The 16492-nt window shown below is 47.3% G+C and carries 19 protein-coding genes; 8 read left to right on the forward strand and 11 right to left on the reverse strand.

The genetic code is table 11. The features are described from left to right. Positions 1 to 60: 60 nt before the first annotated feature. Positions 61 to 756: an alpha/beta hydrolase gene (locus KNQ06_RS13735; protein ID WP_215148578.1), complete on the reverse strand. Its 696-nt coding sequence runs from the start codon at positions 754 to 756 to the stop codon at positions 61 to 63. A gap of 158 nt (positions 757 to 914) precedes the next feature. Here KNQ06_RS13735 and KNQ06_RS13740 point away from each other — a divergent pair, with 158 nt between their 5' ends. After that, entirely contained in the window at positions 915 to 2186 is a 1272-nt protein-coding gene (locus KNQ06_RS13740) for a purine/pyrimidine permease (protein WP_023469734.1), read from the forward strand. Positions 2187 to 2230: 44 nt separating this feature from the next. Here the strand turns inward: KNQ06_RS13740 and KNQ06_RS13745 are convergent, their stop codons facing one another. From KNQ06_RS13745 to KNQ06_RS13760, 4 genes are all read right to left on the reverse strand, one after another. Further along, complete coding sequence (locus tag KNQ06_RS13745) at positions 2231 to 3724, reverse strand: peptide MFS transporter (protein WP_215148580.1); 1494 nt, start codon at positions 3722 to 3724, stop codon at positions 2231 to 2233. Positions 3725 to 3963: 239 nt separating this feature from the next. Continuing rightward, positions 3964 to 4599, reverse strand: coding sequence for a Rossmann-fold NAD(P)-binding domain-containing protein (locus tag KNQ06_RS13750; RefSeq protein ID WP_149428020.1), 636 nt, complete (start codon positions 4597 to 4599; stop codon positions 3964 to 3966). Then, positions 4596 to 5819 (reverse strand): glutathionylspermidine synthase family protein, encoded by a 1224-nt coding sequence (locus KNQ06_RS13755; protein ID WP_214725137.1) that lies wholly within the window; start codon positions 5817 to 5819, stop codon positions 4596 to 4598. The genes KNQ06_RS13750 and KNQ06_RS13755 overlap by 4 nt, the downstream gene beginning before the upstream one ends. Beyond that, a complete protein-coding gene (locus KNQ06_RS13760) occupies positions 5816 to 6145 on the reverse strand; it encodes a hypothetical protein (RefSeq protein WP_035395686.1) in 330 nt (109 codons plus the stop codon). Before KNQ06_RS13760 ends, KNQ06_RS13755 begins: the two co-directional genes overlap by 4 nt. A 147-nt stretch (positions 6146 to 6292) precedes the next feature. Here KNQ06_RS13760 and KNQ06_RS13765 point away from each other — a divergent pair, with 147 nt between their 5' ends. From KNQ06_RS13765 to KNQ06_RS13780, 4 genes are all read left to right on the forward strand, one after another. Then, positions 6293 to 6736, forward strand: coding sequence for a hypothetical protein (locus KNQ06_RS13765; protein ID WP_058704372.1), 444 nt, complete (start codon positions 6293 to 6295; stop codon positions 6734 to 6736). Between the two features lie 86 nt (positions 6737 to 6822). Further along, positions 6823 to 6996 (forward strand): hypothetical protein, encoded by a 174-nt coding sequence (locus tag KNQ06_RS13770; RefSeq protein WP_023469740.1) that lies wholly within the window; start codon positions 6823 to 6825, stop codon positions 6994 to 6996. A gap of 31 nt (positions 6997 to 7027) precedes the next feature. Further along, positions 7028 to 8584 (forward strand): ABC-F family ATP-binding cassette domain-containing protein, encoded by a 1557-nt coding sequence (locus KNQ06_RS13775; RefSeq protein ID WP_023469741.1) that lies wholly within the window; start codon positions 7028 to 7030, stop codon positions 8582 to 8584. Positions 8585 to 8716: 132 nt separating this feature from the next. Further along, a complete protein-coding gene (locus tag KNQ06_RS13780; protein WP_215148583.1) occupies positions 8717 to 9502 on the forward strand; it encodes an alpha/beta hydrolase family protein in 786 nt (261 codons plus the stop codon). 9 nt (positions 9503 to 9511) lie between these two features. Here KNQ06_RS13780 and KNQ06_RS13785 read toward each other — a convergent pair whose 3' ends face one another. The 3 genes from KNQ06_RS13785 to KNQ06_RS13795 are packed head-to-tail and all read right to left on the reverse strand — an operon-like array spanning position 9512 to position 11288. Further along, complete coding sequence (locus KNQ06_RS13785; RefSeq protein WP_133208422.1) at positions 9512 to 10090, reverse strand: ferric reductase-like transmembrane domain-containing protein; 579 nt, start codon at positions 10088 to 10090, stop codon at positions 9512 to 9514. Then, positions 10078 to 10968, reverse strand: a complete 891-nt coding sequence (locus tag KNQ06_RS13790; RefSeq protein WP_149428023.1) for an FAD:protein FMN transferase — start codon at positions 10966 to 10968, stop codon at positions 10078 to 10080. The genes KNQ06_RS13785 and KNQ06_RS13790 overlap by 13 nt, the downstream gene beginning before the upstream one ends. Before the next feature lie 11 nt (positions 10969 to 10979). Further along, on the reverse strand, positions 10980 to 11288 hold the full coding sequence (locus KNQ06_RS13795) for a hypothetical protein (RefSeq protein WP_058704368.1): 309 nt from the start codon (positions 11286 to 11288) through the stop codon (positions 10980 to 10982). A gap of 101 nt (positions 11289 to 11389) precedes the next feature. Between KNQ06_RS13795 and KNQ06_RS13800 the strand changes: the two genes are divergently transcribed. From KNQ06_RS13800 to KNQ06_RS13810, 3 genes are all read left to right on the forward strand, one after another. Further along, the gene (locus KNQ06_RS13800) at positions 11390 to 12067 is read left to right on the forward strand and encodes a response regulator transcription factor (protein WP_149428024.1); all 678 of its coding nucleotides are present in this window, start codon (positions 11390 to 11392) and stop codon (positions 12065 to 12067) included. After that, positions 12060 to 13229 carry a sensor histidine kinase gene (locus KNQ06_RS13805; protein ID WP_214725141.1) on the forward strand — a complete coding sequence of 390 codons (1170 nt, stop codon included), beginning with the start codon at positions 12060 to 12062 and terminating at the stop codon, positions 13227 to 13229. The genes KNQ06_RS13800 and KNQ06_RS13805 overlap by 8 nt, the downstream gene beginning before the upstream one ends. A 79-nt stretch (positions 13230 to 13308) precedes the next feature. Then, positions 13309 to 13722 (forward strand): DUF2231 domain-containing protein, encoded by a 414-nt coding sequence (locus KNQ06_RS13810; protein WP_149428026.1) that lies wholly within the window; start codon positions 13309 to 13311, stop codon positions 13720 to 13722. Positions 13723 to 13789: 67 nt separating this feature from the next. Here the strand turns inward: KNQ06_RS13810 and KNQ06_RS13815 are convergent, their stop codons facing one another. The 3 genes from KNQ06_RS13815 to KNQ06_RS13825 form a co-directional block, all read right to left on the reverse strand. Beyond that, positions 13790 to 15022, reverse strand: coding sequence for a DEAD/DEAH box helicase (locus tag KNQ06_RS13815; protein WP_050677187.1), 1233 nt, complete (start codon positions 15020 to 15022; stop codon positions 13790 to 13792). A 105-nt stretch (positions 15023 to 15127) separates the two neighbouring features. Continuing rightward, positions 15128 to 15427: a DUF3817 domain-containing protein gene (locus tag KNQ06_RS13820; RefSeq protein WP_050677188.1), complete on the reverse strand. Its 300-nt coding sequence runs from the start codon at positions 15425 to 15427 to the stop codon at positions 15128 to 15130. 78 nt (positions 15428 to 15505) lie between these two features. After that, entirely contained in the window at positions 15506 to 16471 is a 966-nt protein-coding gene (locus tag KNQ06_RS13825; protein WP_215148585.1) for a ring-cleaving dioxygenase, read from the reverse strand. Positions 16472 to 16492: the final 21 nt, after the last annotated feature.

The following is a 16492-nucleotide window of genomic DNA, read 5'->3' on the forward strand; positions in this document are numbered from 1 at the left end:
GCCAGAATCTCTCCATCCTTTTCATTTGATTGATGAGTCGTTTATTCACTAGAGAATTGATTAAGGTGTATCGATAAATCGTTTGATTTCATCTAACGACTCGTCCTGTTGTTCTTTTGGCGTTAATGGGCTGCTGTTATCCCCTTTTTGTCGACCGTACATACCAAAGTTCGCATGGTTCCCTTGCTTGATTTCATGGAATACGGCATCTTTTCGAACGTCCTGTTTACTTTTTTCGATATCAGCGACTGGTAAGACACCATCTCGTCCACCATAAATCGTCAACGAGGGCACATCAATCGAATCAATCGGATAGGACGCGAGGAAAACGATTCCTTTAATTTTCGGATGTTGTTCGACGATCGTCGAAGCTGCGCTTCCACCGAGCGAATGCCCGATCAGATACCACTTTTTGACCTGTGGATACTCCTCGATGACATCGAGTCCTTCGCTTGAGTCAAGCAACGCAATCCGAAACGGTAGCTTCGGGATGACGACGAAGTGCCCGTCTTTCGCTAGTTGCTTGCCGTAATAACTGTAGGCCGCTGCATCGACTTTTGCCCCTTGATAAAAGATGAATCCGACGTCACTCGTCTTCTTTCCAAATGTCACTTCACGTGGTGTAGCTGTCTCCACGTAAGATATCGCTTGGGGAGATGCATCATAATCGAACTGCGCCCAGATCATGAATACAAATACGAGCAGTGCCAACAGCGCAGCAATCGTTCCAATGATTCGTATACTCCATTTTTTCATTTCATTCCCTCCCGTTACCGTTATACCCCACATTATGTGTTAAATCACATATGAAAACAAATATTAGAATTTTCAGTCATTGTAAGCATCCCTATCGCTTTTTCATGAATTGGTTTAAGATGAAACCAATATTGTTTTTTCGAAAGGAGATTCACGTTTTGCCGCGTACCCTTGTGTCTACGATTCAATGGTTTTTATTCATCATCTGTACTAACATTGCCCCGCCCCTTGCCATCGCAGCATCGTTTGAACTCTCGGGTGCCGAGACGCTTTCCTTCTTATCTCGTTGTCTATTCGTATTTGCCATCTTAAGTCTCTTTCAAGTCCTGCTCGGACACCGTCTACCGATCATGGAAGGTCCTGCTGGAATTTGGTGGGGTGTATTTGCCCTCTATTCGTCGATTGGTGTCACATTGTACGGCAGTTATTCAAACACTTTACAGTCGCTTGGATTCTTACTCCTACTCAGCGGTATCATCTGTATCGTCTTGACGATGACGGGTGTATTACGGCGCTTAGTCCCTCTTTTTACACCGCAAGTCATCGGTGTCTACATGCTACTGCTGTCGGCACAACTGTCCGGATCCGTTATGAAAGGATTGCTCAATATCGAGGATGGACGAATTCAAGTATTACCTGCCGTCATCTCGATTCTGACGGTCTTGATCTCGCTTTATTTAGAACGAAGTGATCGCTTACGCCAGTACGCTTTATTAATCACGCTACTCGTCGGTTGGAGCATGTTTGCATTGATCGGTCGTGCCGAGATGCCAAGTTTCGATGGTCCACTGTTCACTTTACCGAGTTTATTGCCGTTCGGCGGTATTCATGTCGACTGGAGCTTATTACCGACAGCTCTCATCATCTCGTTGTTGTTAATGACGAACGTCTTAGCGAACATCAAGGTCATCGAACGGATCATCAGTGCCAAGCGTGGTGAAACCGTCAAAGGACAAGTCGGAACAGCTGGTATCACGGCTGGTATCGGACAACTCTTCGCTGGTCTGTTCGGTACGGTGGGTCCTGTCGCCATTTCCGGAACGGCTGGGTTCATTGCTTCAACAGATAACACGGACCGCAAAGCGTTCGTCTATGCGAATATCACGTGTCTCTTCCTCAGTATCGTGACACCATTCGTCGGATTGATCGCTAAAATCCCCGTCGCTGTCGGTTATGCGATGGTCGCACCGATCGTTGCCGGAATGGCAATCATCGGCGTCACGGAAGCAGCCCGCGACTTGAATCGTCAAACGGCGATGATCACGGTCGGTCTCCCGGTCCTTGTCGGCATCGGTGCGTTGTTACTACCAAAAGGAGCAACGGCCGATTTACCGCCACTCGTGACGACCCTGATGTCAAACGGTCTCGTCCTCGGAACATTGGTCGCCTTGCTCGCAGAAGGGTTACGCCATATCCGGACGAATGATTAATAAAAAGACGCTTTCTCGATTGAGAAAGCGTCTTTTTTCATGCATCAGCGAATACCGCGCATGTATTTTTGAAGTTTTGGTGCGAAAGCGAACAAGAGTAATCCGAAGATGACGGCAACGATACCTGTGATACCGAAGTACAAAATCTCCGTGTCATTCGTGTAGTATTTAACGATTTGTGCGTTGACCGCTTGACCTGTTGCGTTCGTCAAGAACCACAGACTCATCGTTTGCGCTGAGAAGGCTGCCGGCGCCAGTTTTGTTGTTGCCGATAGACCGACTGGTGACAAGAAGAGCTCACCGATGACGACGAGGAAGAAGCTCAGTGCAAGCCAGAGTGGACTAACTGACGTCTCCACACCGAACAGGATACCTGGTAGTGTCATGACGATGAACGAAAGTCCGGCGAACAGAAGACCAAACGAGAACTTTTGCATCGTCGTTGGTTGACGGTCACCGAGTTTGACCCAGAAGCTCGCAAAAACAGGTGCTAATACGATGATGAAGAGCGGATTCAACGATTGGAAGAATGCCGGCTGAATCTCGAATCCTAAGAATGAAAGGTTCGTCCGTTCACTTGCGAAGATGGAGAGGACGTATGAACCTTGTTCTTGGATTGCCCAGAAAATCGCTGCTGCGATGAAGAGCGGAATATACGCAATCAAACGTGAGCGCTCATCATCCGTGATCTTTGGACTACGAAGCATGACTGTGAAGTAAGCGATCGGAATCAAGATCCCGAGAATCGTGACCATTAAAGTAAAACGAGAAATCGTCAACAGTCCTGTCATCGATGCAACGACACCGAGTACCGCAACGACGACGACAACGATTGATGCGATCGTGATGAAGCGTTTTTTCTCGTCCCCTTTTAATGGGTTCAAGACATACGTACCCGCTTGACCAAGGTTTTTCTTTTTCGTCAAGACGAAGACGACAAGTCCTGCGAACATCCCGATGGCAGCGAGTGCGAAACCAGCGTGATATCCACCGCGGTCAGCCACTTCACCGACGACGAGTGGTGAGAGGAATGCCCCAGCGTTGATCCCCATATAGAAGATACTAAAACCAGCATCGCGGCGGTTATCCGTCTTGCTGTACAAATCACCGACGATATTCGATACGTTCGGTTTCAAGAAACCAGTACCGATAACGATAAGTCCCATCGAGATGAAGAGGGCTGTAATGCCTGCTGGTAAAGCAAGGACGATATGCCCTAGCATGATCAAGATACCGCCATAGAAGACGGTGCGTGACGTACCGAGTAAACGGTCAGCTGCCCATCCCCCAATGATCCCTGACATGTAGACGAGCGAACCATAAACGGCCATGATTGACGCAGCTGTCGTCTTATCGATACCTAGACCACCGTTGGCAACTGAATCGTACATATAGAAGATAAGGATGGCACGCATGCCATAGTAGGAGAAACGCTCCCAAAACTCAGTGAAGAAGAGGGTGAACAACCCTTTCGGATTCCCGAAGAATCCTTTTTGCGGAACGGTCTTATAGACCTGATCGCGATCAAACTCTGCCATATGATCGGCTCCTTTCATCAATCCTAAATAAGTGCATAATCCATCATCTTTTCCCGCTTTCCCCAAACGATAAGCGTGACGAAACAGATAGGATACGAATACACTGTTTTGCCTGAATTGTCTCACTTCTTTTTTTATATATGAGACAGCACTTTACCATTCAACCGCAAATCATTTGACGAGTCAAATATTATTTACGTTACAAGAATAACAAAAAGAGCAGTCGACTACTCGACTGCTCAGGATTGCATCTGTTTCGATTCGATGATTGTAATTCCAGGCGGTGCATGTAATGTTTCACGGATCATCGCCGCAGCGACTTGACCAGCTTCGATCGGAGCAATGGCGCTCCGCTTCAACAAGGGGCGTAAGACCGTCGAAATTTTCGCAGCCGCTTGTTCGCCTAAGCGGAATTCATCTCGATCCCCTAATAACAAGGATGGTCTAAAAATCAATAACGCGTCATACCCCAGTACACGTAATCCGTTTTCCGTGTCCCCTTTTACGCGATTGTAGAAGGTTTTGGCATTCGGATGGGCACCGAGCGCCGAAATTAAGGCAAATCGTGTCGCCCCGAGGTCTAACAATTCACGGCCAAGTTCAATCGGATATGTGTAGTCAACCTGACGAAATGCCTCTTGTGATCCTGCTTGTTTGATCGTCGTGCCCAGTGCACAATAGACATGGTCGACGACAGGTAGTTCAATTTCTGTCACACGATCAAAATCAATCACCCATTCTTCCAATTTCGGATGAAAACGGCGCATCGGGCGGCGAACGAGAACATGTACCTCGCTATACGTATCTTCTGCCAACAAACGATCGACGAGTTCTTGTCCGACTAGACCAGATGCTCCTAAAATTGCTGCTCTCATACGTTTCTCCCTCCTTCATGCTGTCGACCAATTGGTACGAAATAGGAACGGTTTCCAGTAATCCGTTCTCCGGCACGTACACCAATCGCACTTGGTCTTCCTCCTAAAATAAAGACACCATACATATACGCGACTTCTCCCTCTTCCTGAAGTGAGTACGTCGGTAATTCTTGATACGCTTGATAAACAGCCGGTTGATCACGAAACGTATGCTGTTCATTCTTTAGCATGATATGTCCTTGTCCATCATGGACCGTCACGGTATCTCCTTCACGCCCGAAGATTGGTTTTTTAACGAATGATCGCTGGCTTGAAATGAATGGATCAGCGGATAAGTACGTCGGTAAAAAGTAACGCGTAATCGTCATATGGTCCGTTTCGCTCAAGTACGGATGATTGGCTTCATGCAACATCCAGATCAATGCAAGAACCGACTTAGCTTGCATTAAAAAGGCAGACGGCGGGTTGATGATTTCGAGTCGACCCGTCTCGACGAGTTGCAGGAGTAATTGTCCTAAATTTCTTCCGTCCTCATCCCGGTCAAGTAAGGCCATCTCGATCGGAAAGGTTTGACGATATAAGATATCGATTCTTTTACCAGCCTCATCGTACAGACCTTCTTCCGGACGAATCTCTAATGCATGAAGTGGACAATAGGTCGCATCACTCCAAAACGACTGCAAATACTCAGCCGTCAATCGATCCTCGATGTGGTCACCATGTGAGGTGAAGACGACATGCGGATGCTGTTTCGTCCGATGTATCGCGGCTTCGATCGCACGACGGACAGTTGCCTTCAGCCATTTGTTTTCCCCATCGTTGACCCGTTCAAAACCTTGTTTTTCCGCTACGACATCATTGACTTCAAATACTTCTTTAATGAAAGTCGGCGTATCCGCGTTCCATTCCATGAGTGAGATACGATCTGCCGTCGCAATGAAATCAAAGCGTCCGATGACGGTCAACGGTCGCATCGTCTCGAGTCGCAAAAAAGCGAGACTTTCAACTGGAAAGCCCAGCTCGAGCAGTGCCTCATCATCCATCGAGCGAAGAATCGGAAGTACTTTTTCAAATATCTTGTAAACTTCTTGCGCCGCGATATGCAGTTGGTCGATTCGTTCGTCCGAGATGGGCATGATTTCCGTCACAGCGTACGGTTCCCCGTCTAGCACATCCCAAAAACGATCGATGTCTCCGTAAAAGGTTTGTCGTCTATTCATCCGCCGAAAAAGCCGGAAGATGAGCCTGTTCCGAATCCCTTTGTCTTCGTGTTATAACTCTTTACTTCTTTTGATTTCGGCGTATACCCTTTTGTTCGCATCGCACTATGCATCAAGGCACGTGATGCGAAATAACTACCGCCCCAGTAATAGTATCCTGAATGGGTTGATGAACTATCATCACAGTACCAAACGCCTTCATCATTATCATACTCATAGTCATCACAATCCGGATCATCTGGTCGTTCCGCTCGTGCATCATCCGATCCACACCCACTCAGTGTCGTTCCGATCAACAGTGTTGCAGCTAGTGTCGCTTGTTTCATCCAATTCACCGTCTCAGTCCCCTTTCCTTTTACTCTCGTTATGGATAGTATACGCTTTTTTGGAGAGAAAAGTTTCTTTGTTCTGTCGGAACTTTTTTTCCTTCAATGTGGTAATAGTATCTATAGAACGAAAAGGAGGATTTACGCATGTCACTTGCCTACTACGTTGAAGAAAATGGTGAATTCCATCCGATCTATCAATATGATCGTTATGCGATCGAACCGGAAGAGATCATTGCCCACCAACTCTGCGAATTCCATATCATCGAAGGACATCAATACGAGCTTCGTTCCAATGAGATGGCAGGTGAATATGATCAATTGATCGTCGACCACATTAAAGCATCACCACGTGCGACAGAAGAACGCGTTTATCCACCGCATCAAATTCATATCGAGTTCAGACAGTATTTATCTGACAGCGCGCAACCGCTCTTAAAGACATCAACGGTTCCGAATCACGTCCAAGCGATGCGTTTTTTGATCAAGGACAAGATCGAAGTCGAAGGCCACGGTGTGTTTGAGCGTGACAGCTGTGAAATCGATATCGACCGGAATTGTTACGTCGTCTATCTTGCCGATACACTTTGAGATGTAAAATCAGGTCTCTTCATTTCCAAGAGACGTTTTTTTTGGCATACTAGAAAGTAAGAACGAATCAATCGAGGTGAACGAACATGAGTGAACAACCAAAAAAACTATCATTGCAAGAGGCAATGATTGAACGCTTGAAAGCAAAAAAACAAGCGCAAACAAAACGTCCGACTGGCTTACAAGGAACACAAACGAAACAATTGACGAGCCAACAGACGAAAAAAGCAAACAACCAGAAAAAACGGACAGGCGTCTAAGTCACAGGAATTCATGAAATAAGGAGTAATTATGAGTATTTTAACGGTATCTAACTTAAGTCACGGATTCGGTGACCGCGCCATTTTCGAAAATGTCTCCTTCCGCCTGTTAAAAGGCGAGCACATCGGTCTCGTCGGTGCGAACGGTGAAGGAAAATCGACGTTCATGAACATCATTACGTCGCAACTTGAGCCGGATGAAGGAAAAGTCGAATGGGCGAAGCATGTACGCGTTGGTTATTTGGATCAGCACGCTGTCCTTGAAAAAGGATTAACCATCCGCGATGCACTTAAAGGTGCATTCCAGTACATGTTCGACATCGAACAGGAAATCAATGATTTGTACGGTAAAATGGGCGAAGTCGAGCCAGAGGAACTGGAAAAAATGCTCGAAGAAGTCGGCGTCTTGCAGGACATTCTGACGAATAACGACTTCTATACGATCGATGCAAAAGTCGAAGAAATCGCGCGCGGTCTTGGGCTCGATGAGATCGGACTCGACCGGGATGTACAAGAGCTCAGTGGTGGACAGCGGACGAAAATCCTGCTCGCCAAACTCCTTCTTGAAAAACCGGACATTCTCTTACTTGATGAGCCGACCAACTATCTCGATGTCCAGCATATCGAATGGTTGAAACGCTACTTGAATGAATATGAGAATGCGTTCATCTTGATTTCGCACGACATTCCATTCCTCAATAGCGTCATCAACTTGATTTATCATATGGAAAATCAAGAATTGAATCGTTATGTCGGTGATTACGACAACTTCGTTACGATCCATGAAGCGAAGAAAAAGCAACTCGAGTCTGCGTTCAAGCGTCAACAGCAGGAAATCTCTGAGTTGAAGGACTTCGTTGCCCGGAACAAGGCACGTGTCTCGACACGGAACATGGCGATGTCACGTCAGAAGAAGCTCGATAAGATGGATGTCATCGAACTTGCGCAAGAGCGTCCAAAACCAGAGTTCCACTTCCTCCAAGCACGGACACCAAGTAAATTGATGTTCGAAGCAAAAGGTCTCGTCATCGGATACGATGAGCCACTTTCGCGCCCTCTTGATCTGACAATCGAACGTGGGCAGAAGATTGCGTTGCACGGTGCGAACGGAATCGGGAAATCGACGTTGCTCAAGAGTTTGCTCGGTGAAATTCCAGCTGTCTCGGGTGTCGTTGAGCGAGGAGAGAACTTGCATATCGGGTACTTCGAACAAGAAGTTAAAGAGAAGAACTCGAATACGTGTATCGAAGAGATTTGGAATACGTTCCCGTCTCTGACACAACAACAAGTCCGTGCCATGCTCGCGAAGTGTGGTTTGATGACGAAACACATCGAATCGAAAATCGAAGTGCTCAGCGGTGGGGAAAAAGCGAAAGTCCGTCTTTGTAAATTGATGAATACGGAATCGAACATCCTCGTACTCGATGAGCCGACAAACCACTTGGACGTCGAAGCCAAAGAAGAATTAAAACGTGCGTTACAAGAGTACAAAGGAACAGTCCTGTTGATCTCACACGAACCAGAATTCTATGAAGCTGTTGCGACAGACTTATGGAACTGTGAATCATGGACGACAAAAGTATTCTAAGCTACATCATACAAAAGATGGGATGCCCAGAAGGGTATCCCATCTTTTTAGTTCACACACTTAATCATTGCATGATCGTGCATCTTCACGCACACTAAGACTTAGAAAATGATTATGAAGGAGCGTGTTTTTTTGGAAACGATCACGAAAAAGGCAACACTATCCTATCTCCATGTTCCAAGCGGTGGTTCAGAACAATTGATTGCCCGTCTCTATTCACCTGAACATACAGCGGATGCTCCACTGATTGTCCTCTTCCACGGATTTCCCGGGAAACAGTTGAACATGGACTGGGCAGTTCAACTTCAAAGTGCAGGGTACCATGTACTCGTCACGTCGTATCGTGGAACGATCGGCAGTCCTGGAACCTTTCGATTCCAACATGTTTTGGAAGACGCGACCGCGACACTACAGCACGTCTGCTCAGAGCATTTCACTGACGAACATGGCATCAAGGCGGATCAGATTACCGTCGTTGGTCATAGCATGGGTGGATTCGCCGGTCTACATGCTTTTGCTGAGACACCGGAGGTTGCACATTATGTCGGGATCTCTCCGTTTAATTTTGGTCTCGTCGGTCAGCTCGTCCTCGAACACCCGGAATACGAAGCTGCGCTACACGGTGTACTCGAACGAGGAGCTGGTTTCCTAAATGGTGCCGTTGCTGACGCGTTACTCGATGAGTTAAAGCACCATCATACGACTTGGAACTTACTGACGCTAAAAGAACGTCTAGCCGATCGCTCGATGTTGCTTATGACGTCAGAACGGGACGAAACTTCGATCAAAGCACTCCATCATGACTTATTGCTATCCGGCAGTCCGTTCGAGGAAGCGATCGTCGATAGTGATCACAACTATATCGAGAATCGGGACGCTGCCTTTAACGAATGGACAGCTTGGCTCGCCCGACAATGAAAAGAGCGCTCAGCGTACGACTGAGCGCTCTTTTGCTGAAGTTCGAGTCCGTTGCACAGGACGGATCCGCATCCGGTATAGGACGAGCGTAAACATCGTCAGTGTTGAGACAGCGTACCAGATCGTCGTAAACAGGGTTCCGGTATCCGTACCGATGAATAGACCGTGTGCCGTCATTAATAGCCAAGCAGGTAAGACGAGCCAGTGTGTCAATTTCCAAAGCGTCTTGCCTAGCGTCTCCTTCAAGAAATCCGAAGTCACGAGAACGAACCCGAATAAGTAGAGACTGATCGTTCCTAGCGCATTCCAGAGTGGTTCATAAGAAGCTTGGCCCGGAATCAGGACCTCAAAGATTGTCAGTGGTGCGTATGAATCGACGATGATGAGCGTCGCATGAAGGACGATTGCGAGCAAACCTGCCCAGCCACTATATAAGTGCACGTGATGCAGTCGTGCTTTTTGTTTTTTGAGTGCCGGGTAGGAACCGAGCAATCCCGCTAAGACAGAAATCGTCATGAAGAAGTGCCCACTTAATCCACTCAATCGAATCATCGTCCATGTCGAGAACAACCATTTCATCCAGTCCATATCTCACTCACTCCCTTCTGTTCACTTCGCCATTCCCCAGCAGTATCCAAGATCAATAATCGTCCTTTTGGAAACCAACGAAACAGCTTTTCTTGACGTTCTGCCTCTGTCATCTGAAAGGCAAGCTTCGTCATGACTTCGGCTTCATAGAGTTGTGGCGCAGATGCCGTCACTTGAAGAATCGGACTTCTCGTCGGACGTCCTGTTCGTCCATCTAACAAATGATGATGCGTCTGTCCGTCCGTCTTCCACGATCGATAGACACGGTTCGATGTCGCAATCGCACCTTGTCGTAATTGCATGTCAGCGACGCGTTGTTCGGTCTCGGGATGCGTGATCGTGATATTCCATGGTTCCTCCTCGGACCAGACGATGACGTCACCTCCCGCTTCAATCAATCCACGACTCCAGCTTTTTCGTAGTCGTTGCGCTGCAATCATCGCGGCAGCTCCTTTTCCGATGCCACCTAGGTCGATAAAACCGCCTCCGACTCGAGTCACGTCACATCCTTCAATGATGAATGGAGCGATTTCTGGTGGAGCAACCTCTTCATAAGCGACAGCTTGTGTGAAGGGAAATGATTGCCGATAGCCATTGGCTTGTTGTTGCGCCAGCAGGAACGGGGAAAAATAACGTTCGGTCTGCTCGAAATATCGTGTGGCGCGGGCAAGCAAGCGGGCTAACGGTAAGGACACCGATAACGTGTCGCCGATCCGTAAGCGATTCAATCGACTGACTTCACTTTGCTCATCAAAGCGTGACCACTGCCGATCCACATAATGAAAGAATCGGACAAGTTCCTCCCATTCTGCTTCATCGATCGGCTGATCCGTCACGAATCGCACCTGATTATGCATCGCATACAATTGTCGCTCCATCTTCCTCCTCCTTACCTCGAATGGCTAGACTGACCGTCACTCGATCCACCGGGTTGACTGAAGCCAGATGATTCATCACCTTGCCATTGATCATCATCGTCTTCTTCGTAATATCCATCATCCCCTTCGTATTCGCCTTCATCATCGCTATATTGATTCCCTTGAGATGGTAATGTCGTATCGTTCGAATACGTATCGCCTGTCGAAACAGGTGTCGTCGAGGAATCGTTCGAACTAACACTCAACTGACCAATGGCGAGTCCGATGAAGACGGAACTACTAAGCCCGACGAGCCATTTCGCAAATGGTTTGGGTTTCATCTGTTTCCTCTCCCTTCTTGTTACGTCTACTGTATCGAAAAAAACTGACAACTAACTGACGGCAACTATGGGATAATGAGAAAAAAAGAGGAGCGATGTGCATGCGCGTTTTGGTAGCAGAAGATGATCAGCGTCTTGCAAAGATGTTACGCCTCCATTTGGAGCGGGCAGGATATCAGGTAGATGTTGCGCAGGATGGAGTGGAAGCGCTCCTCCAATGTCAGACGTATCGCTATGACTTACTCGTTCTCGATTGGATGATGCCTCGCAAGAGCGGAGTCGAAGTCGCCGCTACCTTACGGAAAGAACAGTTTGAAGGCGGCATCTTGATGCTGACTGCTCGCGATACGGAAATCGATCTCGTTCATGGTCTCGATAGTGGAGCCGATGACTATCTCGTTAAACCGTTTCAATCGAATGAATTACTGGCACGTTTGCGCGCGCTCAGTCGTCGTCAACAAAAGGCATTCGTGTCAACGGTCTCTTTCAATGGACTAGTCCTCGATCTGTCCTCACAAACGATTTCCTACAAACATCATCCGATTGATTTAACACGACGTGAATTTGAATTCCTTTCTTTGCTCTTAAGACGACCTGAACAGGTGATGAGTCGTGAATTAATCATCGAAGTCGTATGGGGGATCGGAGCGGATATTACGGATAACGCGCTCGATGCGCTCGTCCGACTCGTTCGGAAAAAATTAGATGCGGTCGGAGCTCCTAATTTGATCCGGACAGTTCGCGGATTCGGTTATCGTTTAGGTGATCCGCATGCTTGAATCGATTCGAAAACGACTAACCTTGTTATTCAGTGGTTCGTTTTTTCTTGTACTAGTCCTCATCCTGATCGGAGTGTATGTCACAAACGCCCAATTGCTGAATCGGATGGAATTGAATCAATTGAAGGGCGTATCTGATCGAGATATCTTCGAACGGATCGAGCATGGGGAAGATCAATTCATTCGAAATCCGATCTACTTCCAGTTACTCGATGGTTCAGGAAACGAACGCTATGAAAGTCTGCCGCCAGACGTCGAGTCTAAAACACTACGCCGTTTTTTAAGCTCGAATGATACGACGAAACAAGTGGAATGGGATGATCGACACTTCTTGCTGTATCAACGGAGTACCGAAGAAGGACGACTACTACTGATGAAGGACATCTCTCCGACCGAAGACACCTTACAGCGATTGATTGCCGTTCTGGCGGGGATCGCGGTGCTCGCAACGATTGTCCTGACGCTAGTCGGATACATTCTTGCTGGTCGAGCCGTCATTCCGGTGCAACAAGCATTCGATCGCCAACGTCGTTTTACGTCCGATGCTTCACATGAACTACGGACACCTCTGACAATCGTCTATAGCGGGATTGAATTGCTAGAAGCGGAATCACTTTCGAATGAAGGACGCACGATTCTAGAGGATATCAAAGCAGAAACGGCAGGGATGCAGTATTTAGTCTCTGATTTACTATTGCTTGCGCGAGAAGGACAACCTTCACCGAAACAGGAAGTTGACCTTAGTTCACTCGTTCAAAAGACCGTCGAACGTTTTCAGCATGCCTACTCGGATCGCGTCATTCACGCCTCGATAATGCCTGACTTACGCATGAAAGGGGATGCCCATCAATTGAACCGCTTATTGACGGTCTTTCTTGAAAATGCTCTTGTCTACAGCGATGAAGCCATTGATGTCTCCCTCGAAGAAACTGCTACAGAACGCCAGTTGACGATACAGGACCGTGGAATCGGTATCGCTTCCAATCAACAAACTAAAATATTCGAGCGTTTTTACCGGGGTGACCATTCGCGTCACGGAACAGGAACCGGTCTTGGGCTATCGATTGCTCAATCCATTGCGGAGCAACATGGTGGAACGATTTCCATTGATTCCACATTAGGTGAAGGCACACGGTTCATCATTCATTTCCCCACTCTTTAAAACGGTGTCAGTTAACTGTCAGATAAGCAGAGTAAAGTGAAATTATGCTTTACCATACTTATCCAAGGAGGTCTTTGATATGTTGGGGAACGTACCGCTTCATCCACTTCTTGTTCATGCACCGATTGCACTTTTATTATTTGCGACGATCTTATTACTCGTCAGTCTGAAGTGGACGCAATTCAAACTGTTTGCCCTTTTTACGTTAGTCGTCGGTCTGATTTCCGGAGTCGTCGCCTATTTGTCTGGAGACGGAGCAGAAGAGTATGCGGAAGCGAACTTAAGCAGTGTTACTCATGCTGCTATCGAAAATCATGAACATTTCGCGTTGTTCAGTCTTCTTGCCTTTGGTGTCTCGCTGTTATTTCTGTTATTGGGTTACCGCTCAAACAAAAAAATGTTTTTGTTACTTAGTTTCGTTGTTGCGATCGTCGGTAGCGGGTTGCTTGCTTATACCGGTCATCTCGGTGGTCAGATGGTCTACGCCAAATAAAAACAAGAGCCGGTCTATTTTCTCTTTTTATGAGAGAAGTAGACCGGCTCTTTTATCTTGTTTCTGTTTATTTACGATGTGCACGTCCCGGGCGACGGTTATTCGAACGACGTGTGTTTCCACGTCCTTCTGTCGTCTTCCGTGATCCTTTGCTTTGGTCGTGCTGTGCGCGAATCGCTTCTTCAGATAATTCGACGACGATTGGCGTGACCGAGATATTCAATTCCCGCTCCATATCACGGAACGTCCGACCATCTTTTGGTGTCACGATCGAAACAGCAATTCCGTCGTTCCCGGCACGTCCTGTCCGACCGATCCGGTGAACATAACTTTCCGCATCGTCCGGTAAATCGTAGTTGAAGACGTGTGTCACACCTGTCACATCGAGTCCACGCGAAGCGACGTCTGTTGCGATCAGGAATTGTGTTTTTCCTTGATAGAACTTCGCCATCGCCTTTTCTCGTTTCCCTTGCGTCAACCCACCATGCAATTCATCCGTCGGATACCCTTGCATCTGCATTTCTTCATTCAATTTACTGACGCGACGTTGCGTACGGCAGAAAATGATTGCTGCGTACGGACGCATCTCGTCAAGCATCGTCCGCAGTGTCGCTTGTTTGCGGCGATCCGTCGTCTCGACGACGAACTGTTCGATCGCTTCAACAGTGATGCTTTCCGCTTCCACCTGTACTTCGACTGGATTACGCAAATACGTTTTCGCCAGTTCCTCTACTTTCGGTGGCATCGTTGCAGATAACATGACGAATTGACGATCAACCGGTGCTGCTTCAATGATGTCTTCGATTTCTGGCAAGAAACCGATTTGCAGCATTTGGTCCGCCTCATCCAAGACAAGCGTCCGTAATTCACTTAAATCAAGTGTGCCGCGACCGACATGGTCAAGAATCCGTCCTGGTGTCCCGATGATGATTTGTGGCATCCGACCGAGTCGTTGAATTTGTTTAAAGACGTCTTGTCCACCGTATACAGCGAGTGCACGATACTGTTCCATGTTCCGAATCAGTTTATGCGTCTCATCGGCAATTTGACGCGCAAGTTCACGTGTTGGTGCAACAATCAATGCTTGAACCGTTTGTGATTCGACATCGATTTGCTCAAGGATTGGTAAGAGAAACGCTAACGTTTTTCCTGTTCCCGTTTGCGCCTGCCCAATCAAGTCACGTCCGTCGAGTAATGACGGAATCGCTTGTTCTTGAATCGGTGTTGGCTCCTTGATGCCTTGTTTTTGTAATTTTTTTATCCACAGATCGCTGATGTGTAATGTTTCAAATGTTGACATGATATATCCTCCTAAAAATTATCCACAGAAAAAAAGCTGTGGATAACCTGCTTCGCATAGACAAAAACAGTTATCCACAGCCGTGCTCTATTCAGTATACACAATTTACGCGTTTGTTGCTTCCTGTTTTAGCTTCCAGTCGAGCACGAATGTACCGAACGGGATGAATGATGCGATGAACGCAATCCCAGCCTTGATAATCGACCAATCGTATTTGAATTTCACGACCGCGAGCCAGAGTGCATACATGACGAACAAGACACCATGAAGTGCGCCAACGACCGAAACAGCTTGCGGAATATCCGCCATATACTTTAACGGCATCGCAATCAACAGTAAAACTAAAAACGAGATTCCTTCTAGTATCGCAATCATTCGGAATTGCCCAAGCGTAGTTCTTAACATCCCGTCACTCCTTTTTCTTGATTCCTGTTCTTAGTATACGGGATGGACGATCCTTCTGTGACCTGTGTCACAGGATTGTCAGATTTCGAGTGGACGTAATCGTGCTTCGATGGCAGCTCGCTTTGGTTCAAGAAACGGTGGTAACGCAAGCGTCTCTCCTAATGTTTCAACGGACTCATCCGTCGCGAACCCTGGTGTGTCTGTTGAAAGCTCAAACAAGATATGGTTCGGTTCCCGGAAGTAAAGAGCTTGGAAATAGTGACGATCGACTTTACCGGAGTTCGGTAAGTGATAAGAATTCAAGCGTTCGACCCACTTTTCATATTCATCACTGTTCGGCACTCGGAACGCGACGTGATGCACACCACCACGACCGAGACGTTCTCGGTCGAGATCTGGACGTGCCTCAATATGAACCTCTGCTCCGATACCACCTTCTCCAGTTGCATAGACTTCAATCGGTTCAAAGTCACCTGCTAAAGATGGATAAGAACCTACTTTTCGGAATCCCATGACTTCCGTCAGAACACGAATCGTCAACGTCGGATCGTTGACCGTTAATGTGACAGCTCCCAGTCCAACAATGGCATGCTCCGATGGAATCTCTTCTTGCGGCCATGGTACACCACCTGCGACACCTGCCTCACCATCTTCCGCGACGAGAATCAAGCGTGTTCCTTCCTGATCACGAAAGGCTAGTGTTTGGCGCCCTGCTCGCTCGACGGTTTCATCGTGATCCACACCTTTCGCTTCAAAACGTCGTTTCCAAAAATGAAGTGCAGCCGTTGTTTTGACACGAAGCGATGTCGAAGAGATACTCGATGCCCCCGGTACACCCGTTCCAAGATGCGGAATATCAAAAAACGTCAAGTCCGTTCCTGGATTCCCTTCCGCATCTCCATAAAACAGATGATACGATGTCGTGTCATCTTGATTGACAGTCTTTTTGATCAGACGCATGCCAAGTATTTGTGTGTAGAATTGATAATTGCGTTCCGCCATGCCTGTTAAGATCGATACATGATGAATTCCGAGTAATTCCATCTTCCTCACTCCTTGTCAATG

It is taken from the genome of Exiguobacterium sp. s91 (genome assembly GCF_018618915.1).
GTDB lineage: Bacteria > Bacillota > Bacilli > Exiguobacteriales > Exiguobacteriaceae > Exiguobacterium_A > Exiguobacterium_A abrahamii.

Coding starts and splice junctions, on each gene's coding strand:
- KNQ06_RS13755 (WP_214725137.1), bottom strand. CDS start 5,819: ATGAATAGACGACAAACCTTTTACGGAGACATCGATCGTTTTTGGGAT.
- KNQ06_RS13795 (WP_058704368.1), bottom strand. CDS start 11,288: ATGAAACCCAAACCATTTGCGAAATGGCTCGTCGGGCTTAGTAGTTCC.
- KNQ06_RS13805 (WP_214725141.1), top strand. CDS start 12,060: ATGCTTGAATCGATTCGAAAACGACTAACCTTGTTATTCAGTGGTTCG.
- KNQ06_RS13770 (WP_023469740.1), top strand. CDS start 6,823: ATGAGTGAACAACCAAAAAAACTATCATTGCAAGAGGCAATGATTGAA.
- KNQ06_RS13785 (WP_133208422.1), bottom strand. CDS start 10,090: ATGGACTGGATGAAATGGTTGTTCTCGACATGGACGATGATTCGATTG.
- KNQ06_RS13775 (WP_023469741.1), top strand. CDS start 7,028: ATGAGTATTTTAACGGTATCTAACTTAAGTCACGGATTCGGTGACCGC.
- KNQ06_RS13750 (WP_149428020.1), bottom strand. CDS start 4,599: ATGAGAGCAGCAATTTTAGGAGCATCTGGTCTAGTCGGACAAGAACTC.
- KNQ06_RS13790 (WP_149428023.1), bottom strand. CDS start 10,968: ATGGAGCGACAATTGTATGCGATGCATAATCAGGTGCGATTCGTGACG.
- KNQ06_RS13820 (WP_050677188.1), bottom strand. CDS start 15,427: ATGTTAAGAACTACGCTTGGGCAATTCCGAATGATTGCGATACTAGAA.
- KNQ06_RS13815 (WP_050677187.1), bottom strand. CDS start 15,022: ATGTCAACATTTGAAACATTACACATCAGCGATCTGTGGATAAAAAAA.
- KNQ06_RS13800 (WP_149428024.1), top strand. CDS start 11,390: ATGCGCGTTTTGGTAGCAGAAGATGATCAGCGTCTTGCAAAGATGTTA.
- KNQ06_RS13745 (WP_215148580.1), bottom strand. CDS start 3,724: ATGGCAGAGTTTGATCGCGATCAGGTCTATAAGACCGTTCCGCAAAAA.
- KNQ06_RS13760 (WP_035395686.1), bottom strand. CDS start 6,145: ATGAAACAAGCGACACTAGCTGCAACACTGTTGATCGGAACGACACTG.
- KNQ06_RS13735 (WP_215148578.1), bottom strand. CDS start 756: ATGAAAAAATGGAGTATACGAATCATTGGAACGATTGCTGCGCTGTTG.
- KNQ06_RS13825 (WP_215148585.1), bottom strand. CDS start 16,471: ATGGAATTACTCGGAATTCATCATGTATCGATCTTAACAGGCATGGCG.
- KNQ06_RS13765 (WP_058704372.1), top strand. CDS start 6,293: ATGTCACTTGCCTACTACGTTGAAGAAAATGGTGAATTCCATCCGATC.
- KNQ06_RS13810 (WP_149428026.1), top strand. CDS start 13,309: ATGTTGGGGAACGTACCGCTTCATCCACTTCTTGTTCATGCACCGATT.